The organism is Pseudomonas sp. UYIF39 (assembly GCF_029963765.1).
GTDB lineage: Bacteria > Pseudomonadota > Gammaproteobacteria > Pseudomonadales > Pseudomonadaceae > Aquipseudomonas.
Window position 1 is genome coordinate 329,411 of record NZ_JALBYU010000005.1, and the last position, 8,305, is coordinate 337,715.

Genomic DNA, 8,305 nt, shown 5'->3' on the forward strand with positions numbered 1-8,305 from the left:
GCAAAGAGGATTTCAAGTGAACAAGTGGTTGATTCCAGCGATTACCGCCGTGGCGTTGCTCAGCGGTTGCTCCTCAGTACAACGCGGTTCGATTCCGGTTGTGGATTCCGGTAGCGCCGTTTCGAACAGTGAACGGGTTTCGGCGAATGGCGGTTTCCGTAAAACGACGACTAAACGTCCTGCGCAAGCCCAGACTCAGGCAATCCCGCAAGGTGATACCGGCGTCGTCGTGATGGTGCCAGGTGGCGGGGCAGTGACGTCGGCACCGATCAGCACTACGCCGATCACACCAGGCCCGATTACCCCGGGGCCGATCGATACCGCGCCGGTCCAGTCGGCACCGGTCAATCAGGGCAGCTACAGCATGCCGTCGACGCCGAGCGGGATTCCTTCGGCGAACTCCGGTGGTTTGTCTGCCGACGAGCAATTGGACGGTCCGGTTCTGGCCTTGCTGACTACCGCTCAGCAGCAACAGGCGAGCGGTGATCTCAACGGTGCTTCCTCCAGCCTCGAGCGCGCGCAGCGTGTTGCGCCGCGTGAGCCGCAAGTGCTTTATCGTCTGGCTCAAGTGCGTATGGCTCAAGGCGATGCGCCACAAGCCGAGCAGTTTGCTCGTCGTGGCCTGACCTTCGCCAACGGTCGTCCGGCACTTCAGGCCAGTCTGTGGGGATTGATCGCTCAGGCGCGTGATAAACAGGGTGATTCTGCTGGCGCAGCATTGGCCCGTCAGAAGGCCAAGGTTTCTCTGTGATGGATGCACGCTTTCCGAAGATTGCCGAACAGTTGCTGTTGATCGAGCGCGAGCTGCGGATTCAGGGGTGGTGGGACGAGGTCTCGCCCTCCGCCGAAGCGCTTTCCAGTGTCGAACCATTCTCGGTCGATACGCTGGATTTCGAGCAGTGGCTGCAATGGATCTTCCTTCCGCGGATGAAGGTGATCCTCGAGCAGGATCTGCCCTTGCCAAACGCTTCGGGAATTCAGGAGATGGCCGAAATGGTCTTCGCCGGCCGTAATGTTCAGGGCAAGGACCGGCAGTTGCAGGTGCTGCTCAAAGAGTTCGACCTGCTGATCACCGCCTCCCGCTGAATCCGATCCGTTGTAGGGGTCTACTGGCAGTTATCCGCAATCTGTTTCTGTGCTTCGCTAATGCGCTCCTGCCGCTGCTGGTCGGTCAGGCGGCGCATCTGGCCTTCGACATCCTCCCGTATTCGCGGATTGTTCTGCAGTTGAGCCAGGTTCGTCCGAGCCTGTTCGCAGAATGCCTTTAGCTGGGCTTGCTGCTCAGTGACCTGCTTTTTAACTTTATTGTCGATAGCCTGTTGATCACCGATGGTGCCGCTGCGTGGCGGCGGGGGCTGGTTGCTGGCAGGCGAGGAAGGCGTGACCACGGTGGTGGCTTCCTGGCCTTGGGGCGGCTGGGCGTCAAAGTGGGTAATGCCCTGGGCATCGACCCATTTGTAGATCTGAGCGGCCATGCACAAAGGGCTGATGCCCATCAGCAGGCTGACGGTCAGGAAAAACGTTCGCATGCCATTTCCTTGTATTGGGTTGCGCAATTGAAGCTAACACAGTTGCTGTTTAGCGGTTTTTTCTTGCTTTCTCATGTGCTTAGTTCAATAAAGCACATAGACGACTTGACTTGGAGAGGACGAAACAGAAGAATCCAAAGTCCGCTGTAGAGGGACTGCCAGAAGCAGGCCCGCTCAGCAGATCATGAGGCGCACATCCGCGCCGACCTGTTACACCCGCAACGCGTTACCTCGCGCTGGGTGGGAAAGGCCCGCAACACTGGGACGATCCCAATACTTGCTCAGTCAGTGCTGACGTAGTCGGCGACCACCGTCGCTCATGCTCTGCTGAGAAGTAAACCTATTAAGACCCGTCCGCCTTTGATGTGGACGGTATTCTGGCGTTTTAGAGGTGAACAACGTGGAGCTTTTATCTGGCGGTGAGATGCTCGTCCGCTTTTTGCGTGACGAAGGCGTCAAGTACATCTACGGGTACCCGGGTGGTGCTCTTCTTCATGTCTACGATGCCCTGTTCAAAGAACCGGAAGTGACCCACATTCTGGTTCGTCACGAACAGGCTGCGACCCATATGGCTGACGGCTATGCCCGTGCCACCGGTAAAGCCGGTGTGGTACTGGTAACCTCCGGCCCGGGCGCAACCAACGCCATTACCGGTATTGCCACGGCCTACATGGACTCCATTCCTATGGTGGTCATTTCCGGCCAGGTGCCTAGCACCATGGTGGGCACCGATGCGTTCCAGGAAACCGACATGATCGGTATCTCCCGGCCGATCGTGAAGCACAGCTTCATGATCAAGCACGCGTCGGAAATCCCGGAAGTCATGAAGAAAGCGTTCTACCTCGCGCAATCCGGTCGTCCTGGTCCGGTCGTTGTCGATATCCCGAAAGACATGACCAACCCGGCCGAGAAGTTCGAATACATCTTCCCGAAAAAAGCCAAGCTGCGTTCCTACAGCCCGGCCGTTCGCGGTCACTCCGGGCAAATCCGCAAGGCGGCAGAAATGCTCCTGGCGGCCAAGCGTCCTGTGATGTATGCAGGCGGCGGCGTGATTCTCGGTGGCGGCTCTGCGCCGCTGACCGAGCTGGCGAAGATGCTCAACCTGCCAGTGACCAATACCCTGATGGGGCTGGGTGCCTACCCTGGCACCGACCGTCAGTTCATCGGCATGCTCGGCATGCACGGCAGCTACACCGCTAACCTGGCGATGCACCATGCCGACGTGATCCTTGCTGTCGGCGCTCGTTTCGACGACCGCGTGATCAACGGCCCGGCCAAGTTCTGCCCGAATGCCAAGATCATTCACATCGACATCGACCCGGCTTCGATTTCCAAGACCATCAAGGCAGACGTACCTATCGTCGGTCCGGTCGAGAGTGTCCTGACCGAGATGGTCGCGATCCTCAAGGAAATCGGCGAGACCCCGAACAAGGAGTCCGTTGCCAGCTGGTGGAAGCAAGTTGATGAGTGGCGCGGTGACCGCGGCCTGTTCCCTTACGACAAGGGCGACGGCAGCGTCATCAAGCCGCAGACCGTGATCGAAACCCTGTGCGAAGTCACCAAGGGCGATGCCTTTGTGGCATCCGACGTGGGCCAGCACCAGATGTTCGCGGCGCAGTACTACACGTTCAACAAGCCGAACCGCTGGATCAACTCAGGCGGCCTGGGCACCATGGGCTTCGGTTTTCCGGCGGCCATGGGCATCAAGCTGAGCTTCCCGGATGACGACGTCGTCTGCGTGACGGGCGAGGGCAGTATCCAGATGAACATCCAGGAACTGTCCACCTGTCTGCAATATGGCTTGCCGGTGAAAATCGTCATCCTGAACAACGGTGTTCTGGGTATGGTTCGCCAGTGGCAAGACATGAGTTACGGAAGCCGTCACTCGCACTCCTACATGGAATCGCTGCCTGACTTCGTCAAGCTGGCAGAGGCCTATGGTCACGTTGGCGTGCGCATCACCGACTCCAAAGATTTGAAGTCGAAGATGGAGGAAGCGTTCGCGATGAAGGATCGTCTGGTGATCATCGATGTTTCGGTCGATACCAGCGAGCACGTCTACCCGATGCAGATCAAAGACGGCTCCATGCGCGATATGTGGCTGAGCAAGACGGAGCGTACATAATCATGCGGCACATTATTTCCTTGCTTCTGGAAAACGAACCGGGCGCTCTGTCTCGTGTAGTCGGCCTGTTCTCGCAGCGCAACTACAACATCGAAAGCCTGACCGTGGCACCTACCGAAGACCCGACCCTGTCGCGTCTGACGTTGACCACGGTTGGCCACGATGAAGTTATCGAGCAGATCACCAAGAACCTGAACAAGTTGATCGAAGTGGTCAAGCTGGTCGACCTGTCGGAGAGTGCTCACATCGAGCGCGAACTGATGCTGGTCAAGGTCAAGGCCACCGGCGCCCAGCGCGCCGAGATCAAACGCACTACCGATATTTATCGTGGGCAGATCGTTGACGTCAGCGCTAGCGTGTATACCGTTCAATTGACCGGTACCAGCGATAAGCTCGACAGCTTCATTCAGTCCATTGGCACCGCCTCGATTCTGGAGACCGTCCGCAGCGGCGTAACCGGTATTGCCCGCGGCGACAAAGTACTCAGCATCTAAACCAAATTAGCGAATGGCCTGAACGGCCTGGATATATAGGGGAATTTCATGAAAGTTTATTACGAAAAAGACTGCGACCTGTCGATCATCCAGGGCAAGAAAGTTGCCATCATCGGTTACGGTTCCCAGGGCCACGCTCAAGCGTGCAACCTGAAAGATTCCGGCGTTGACGTTACTGTTGGTCTGCGTAAAGGTTCGGCGACTGTTGCCAAAGCCGAAGCTCACGGCCTGAAAGTGACCGACGTTGCTTCCGCTGTTGCGGCTGCCGATCTGGTCATGATCCTGACCCCGGACGAGTTCCAGTCCGCTCTGTACAAGAACGAAATTGAGCCGAACATCAAGAAAGGCGCCACCCTGGCCTTCTCCCACGGCTTCGCGATCCACTACAACCAGGTTGTTCCGCGCGCTGACCTCGACGTGATCATGATCGCGCCGAAAGCTCCGGGCCACACCGTGCGTTCCGAGTTCGTCAAAGGCGGCGGTATCCCTGACCTGATCGCTATCTATCAGGATGCTTCCGGCAACGCCAAAAACGTTGCACTGTCCTACGCTGCTGGCGTTGGTGGTGGTCGTACCGGCATCATCGAAACCACCTTCAAGGACGAGACTGAAACCGACCTGTTCGGCGAACAAGCCGTTCTGTGCGGCGGTACCGTTGAACTGGTTAAAGCTGGTTTCGAAACCCTGGTTGAAGCTGGCTACGCGCCGGAAATGGCCTACTTCGAATGCCTGCACGAACTGAAACTGATCGTTGACCTCATGTACGAAGGCGGTATCGCCAACATGAACTACTCGATCTCCAACAACGCTGAATACGGCGAGTACGTGACCGGTCCGGAAGTGATCAACGCCGAATCCCGTCAGGCCATGCGCAACGCCCTGAAACGTATTCAGGACGGCGAATACGCCAAGATGTTCATCAGCGAAGGCGCTACCGGTTATCCTTCGATGACCGCCAAGCGTCGTAACAACGCCGCTCACGGTATCGAAATCATCGGCGAGCAACTGCGCTCCATGATGCCGTGGATCGGTGCCAACAAGATCGTCGACAAAGCTAAAAACTAAGTCGCGCACTTGTACGAAAAACGCGGCCTAGGCCGCGTTTTTTCGTTTGGGTGGCTGGTTCTGGTATAAAGCTGCATCGTTTGCGGCCGAACCGTCGTCCCAGACACCTGTCCAAACTATCCACCCCGTTGCAAGGTAATGTCCATGAGCGAACGTCCCGAAGAGCCAAACCAGGCTTCTGACGCCGAAAGCCTGCTGCCCATCGATGAACACATCGAGGAAGGGCATGACGCTGAAGGTCGTAAAGTCCGGCATCGTGGTATCTATCTTCTGCCGAATCTGTTTACCACTGCGAATCTGTTTGCAGGGTTTTATTCCATCATCAACTCGATGAGCGCCCAGAGCGCCTTGAGTGCCGGTGATTCGATTGGTGCGAGCAAGTATTTTGCTTTTGCAGCGATCGCGATTTTTGTCGCGATGGTGCTCGACGGCCTCGATGGTCGCGTTGCCCGTATGACCAATACCCAGAGCGCCTTCGGTGCCGAGTACGACTCGTTGTCGGACATGGTCGCCTTTGGTGTCGCGCCGGCATTGCTGGCGTTCGGTTGGGCCTTGGGAGATATGGGTAAGGTCGGCTGGATGGTTGCCTTCATTTATGTAGCCGGTGCAGCGTTGCGTCTGGCGCGTTTCAATACCCAGGTCGGCACTGCGGACAAGCGCTACTTCATTGGTCTGGCCAGTCCGGCTGCTGCTGGTGTGGTTGCAGGCATCGTCTGGGCGTTCAGTGATTACGGCATTCAGGGCTCGAAGATGTCCTTCCTGGTTGCGCTGATGGTCGCTGCCGCCGGTATGCTGATGGTCAGCAACATCAAGTACAACAGCTTCAAGGAGCTGGATTTGAAGGGGCGTGTACCTTTCGTGGCCATCCTCGCGGTGGTGTTGGTGTTTGCCGTAGTATTCAGTGATCCGCCGCGCATCCTGCTGCTGGTTTTCCTCGCTTATGCAGCCTCCGGCCCGGTTCAATATCTGTTACGTCTTCGTCGGCACAAAAACGCTTAGCTTCCCTCATACTCCGCAGTCTATTGGTGCATCTGTTCTCCAATGCTGCGGAGTTGCCATGCTGATCAAAGTCTCCAAAGCGTCTGACTGCCATGAGTCGGACGTCACGCCTGAATCCTTCTATCTATCTCGTCGCAATGTTCTCGGTGCCGCCGTTGCCGGTTTGGCCGTGAGCAGCCTGCCGCGTTGGGCTGCTGCTGATGATGCTGCGCGTTATGCGGATGTCGAGCCTGGCAAGGCGCCTTCCTGGTTTGCCGAAAAACTGCCTGCTACCAAATGGGGGGCGGTCAACGTCAACGATGAGGCGATCACGCCATTCAAGGACGCGACCCATTACAACAACTTCTATGAGTTCGGCACCGATAAAGGTGATCCTGCCGCCAACGCCGGCGCGCTGAAAACCGAACCTTGGAGTGTGGTGGTGGACGGGGAGGTGGGCAAGCCGGGACGGTACGCGCTGGAAGACTTCATGAAGCCTTATCAGTTGGAGGAGCGCATCTACCGTCTTCGCTGTGTAGAGGCTTGGTCGATGGTCATTCCCTGGATCGGATTTCCCATCTCGGCCCTGCTCAAGGAAGTCGAGCCGACTTCCAAAGCCAAATTCATTCGCTTAGAAACCCTGGAGGATCCCAAGAGCATGCCCGGGCAACGTTCTGGTTTTGCCTTGATTGACTGGCCTTATGTGGAAGGGCTGCGCCTGGATGAGGCGATGAATCCGTTGGCGATTCTTGCCGTGGGTATGTACGGGCGGGAGTTGCCGAATCAGAACGGCGCGCCTCTGCGTTTGGTGGTGCCGTGGAAGTACGGCTTCAAGAGCATCAAATCCATCGTGCGGATCAGTCTGGTCAGTGAGCAACCGAAAACCACCTGGCAAAGCATCGCCGCGGATGAGTACGGCTTCTATGCGAACGTGAATCCGACAGTCGATCATCCGCGCTGGACGCAGGCTCGGGAGCGGCGTCTGCCGAGCGGATTGTTCAAGCCCAATGTGCGGGACACCCAGATGTTCAATGGCTACTCGGATGAAGTCGCCTCTTTATATACGGGGCTCGATTTGCGGAAGAACTACTGATGCGATTTCTGTTTTGGCGAATTGGCGTCTTTATAGCTGCTGCGGTCTGGCCATTACTTTGGTTGTATCAGGCCTGGGAGGATGTGCTGGGACCTGATCCGGGCAAGGTGCTGGTTGACCGGTTGGGGCTGGGGACGCTTGTCCTGCTGCTCATTACGTTAAGCATGACACCTGTGCAGAAGCTTACCGGTTGGGCGGGGTGGGTTGCTGTTCGGCGGCAACTGGGGTTGTGGTGCTTCGCTTATGTGGTTTTGCATTTGAGTGGGTATACGGCGTTCATCCTCGGCTTTGATTGGTCGCAGTTGGGTGTCGAATTGCGCAAACGGCCGTACATTATTGTCGGGACGCTGGGGTTTCTCTGTTTATTGGCCTTGGCGGTGACCTCAAATCGCTATAGTCAGCGGCGTTTGGGGGCTCGCTGGAAGAAATTGCATCGTCTTTCCTATGTGGTTCTCGGGCTTGGATTGCTGCATATGTTGTGGATCGTGCGTGCTGATCTTAAGGAGTGGGCGGTTTACGCCTCTATAAGTGCATTGCTATTAGTGTTGCGGCTACCCCCTGTAACTCGTCGAATCCCACGATTAATAGCCAAAAAGACACCTTCTGCACGAAAGGCGTAATTAAGTGTTGACGGCAGATTCTGGAAGTCTATAATTCGGCCCACTTCCGGCGCAGTCGAAACGGAAAACTCCTTGGTAAACAATGAGTTACGCAGTTTTCGACAGCGGGCTGCTTCAGATCATCGAAGCCCAGAAGGAGTTGAAAGAGTGGTGTTGTTTGGCTCTTTTAACGATTCGATCTTCTCGGTCGAAAGCGGAGAAAAAGAGGTGTTGACAGCAGCGAGTAACGCTGTAGAATTCGCCTCCCGCTAACGAGAGATCGCAAGCGCAAGTGGTTGAAGTTGCAAAGGAAACTTTGAAAACTTCGAAAAATAACCGCTTGACAGCAACAGAGGCTGCTGTAGAATGCGCGCCTCGGTTGAGACGAAAGATCTTAACCAACCGCTCTTTAACAACTGAAT

Annotated in this window: 9 protein-coding genes and 1 pseudogene; 8 read left to right on the plus strand and 2 right to left on the minus strand. The window is 56.4% G+C overall.

From position 1 onward, the window contains the following. Positions 1–16: 16 nt before the first annotated feature. Positions 17–751 (plus strand): tetratricopeptide repeat protein, encoded by a 735-nt coding sequence (locus tag MO767_RS09730; RefSeq protein WP_282480294.1) that lies wholly within the window; start codon positions 17–19, stop codon positions 749–751. Continuing rightward, complete coding sequence (locus MO767_RS09735) at positions 751–1,086, plus strand: YqcC family protein (protein ID WP_090179935.1); 336 nt, start codon at positions 751–753, stop codon at positions 1,084–1,086. Before MO767_RS09730 ends, MO767_RS09735 begins: the two co-directional genes overlap by 1 nt. A 20-nt stretch (positions 1,087–1,106) precedes the next feature. Here MO767_RS09735 and MO767_RS09740 read toward each other — a convergent pair whose 3' ends face one another. Beyond that, positions 1,107–1,529 (minus strand): DUF4124 domain-containing protein, encoded by a 423-nt coding sequence (locus MO767_RS09740; protein ID WP_282480295.1) that lies wholly within the window; start codon positions 1,527–1,529, stop codon positions 1,107–1,109. 400 nt (positions 1,530–1,929) lie between these two features. On the opposite strand from MO767_RS09740, the gene MO767_RS09745 reads away from it, so the two are divergent. The 6 genes from MO767_RS09745 (at position 1,930) to msrQ (ending at position 7,904) form a co-directional block, all read left to right on the plus strand. Next, positions 1,930–3,654, plus strand: coding sequence for an acetolactate synthase 3 large subunit (locus MO767_RS09745; RefSeq protein ID WP_282480296.1), 1,725 nt, complete (start codon positions 1,930–1,932; stop codon positions 3,652–3,654). A 2-nt stretch (positions 3,655–3,656) separates the two neighbouring features. Beyond that, the gene (ilvN, locus tag MO767_RS09750; RefSeq protein WP_003176102.1) at positions 3,657–4,148 is read left to right on the plus strand and encodes an acetolactate synthase small subunit; all 492 of its coding nucleotides are present in this window, start codon (positions 3,657–3,659) and stop codon (positions 4,146–4,148) included. A 48-nt stretch (positions 4,149–4,196) separates the two neighbouring features. After that, the gene (ilvC, locus tag MO767_RS09755; RefSeq protein ID WP_007948647.1) at positions 4,197–5,213 is read left to right on the plus strand and encodes a ketol-acid reductoisomerase; all 1,017 of its coding nucleotides are present in this window, start codon (positions 4,197–4,199) and stop codon (positions 5,211–5,213) included. 144 nt (positions 5,214–5,357) lie between these two features. Then, the gene (gene pssA, locus MO767_RS09760; protein WP_008156794.1) at positions 5,358–6,212 is read left to right on the plus strand and encodes a CDP-diacylglycerol--serine O-phosphatidyltransferase; all 855 of its coding nucleotides are present in this window, start codon (positions 5,358–5,360) and stop codon (positions 6,210–6,212) included. A gap of 58 nt (positions 6,213–6,270) precedes the next feature. After that, on the plus strand, positions 6,271–7,284 hold the full coding sequence (gene msrP / locus MO767_RS09765; protein WP_282480297.1) for a protein-methionine-sulfoxide reductase catalytic subunit MsrP: 1,014 nt from the start codon (positions 6,271–6,273) through the stop codon (positions 7,282–7,284). Further along, positions 7,284–7,904 carry a protein-methionine-sulfoxide reductase heme-binding subunit MsrQ gene (gene msrQ / locus MO767_RS09770; RefSeq protein ID WP_282480298.1) on the plus strand — a complete coding sequence of 207 codons (621 nt, stop codon included), beginning with the start codon at positions 7,284–7,286 and terminating at the stop codon, positions 7,902–7,904. The genes msrP and msrQ overlap by 1 nt, the downstream gene beginning before the upstream one ends. Positions 7,905–8,018: 114 nt before the next feature. Here msrQ and MO767_RS09775 read toward each other — a convergent pair. Then, a pseudogene (locus MO767_RS09775) lies at positions 8,019–8,305 on the minus strand (hypothetical protein); the annotation flags it as partial.

Bases quoted from the DNA above. Each gene is read 5' to 3' on its own strand.
- msrQ (WP_282480298.1), top strand. From the start codon at position 7,284: ATGCGATTTCTGTTTTGGCGAATTGGCGTCTTTATAGCTGCTGCGGTC.
- ilvN (WP_003176102.1), top strand. From the start codon at position 3,657: ATGCGGCACATTATTTCCTTGCTTCTGGAAAACGAACCGGGCGCTCTG.
- msrP (WP_282480297.1), top strand. From the start codon at position 6,271: ATGCTGATCAAAGTCTCCAAAGCGTCTGACTGCCATGAGTCGGACGTC.
- pssA (WP_008156794.1), top strand. From the start codon at position 5,358: ATGAGCGAACGTCCCGAAGAGCCAAACCAGGCTTCTGACGCCGAAAGC.
- MO767_RS09735 (WP_090179935.1), top strand. From the start codon at position 751: ATGGATGCACGCTTTCCGAAGATTGCCGAACAGTTGCTGTTGATCGAG.
- ilvC (WP_007948647.1), top strand. From the start codon at position 4,197: ATGAAAGTTTATTACGAAAAAGACTGCGACCTGTCGATCATCCAGGGC.
- MO767_RS09740 (WP_282480295.1), bottom strand. From the start codon at position 1,529: ATGCGAACGTTTTTCCTGACCGTCAGCCTGCTGATGGGCATCAGCCCT.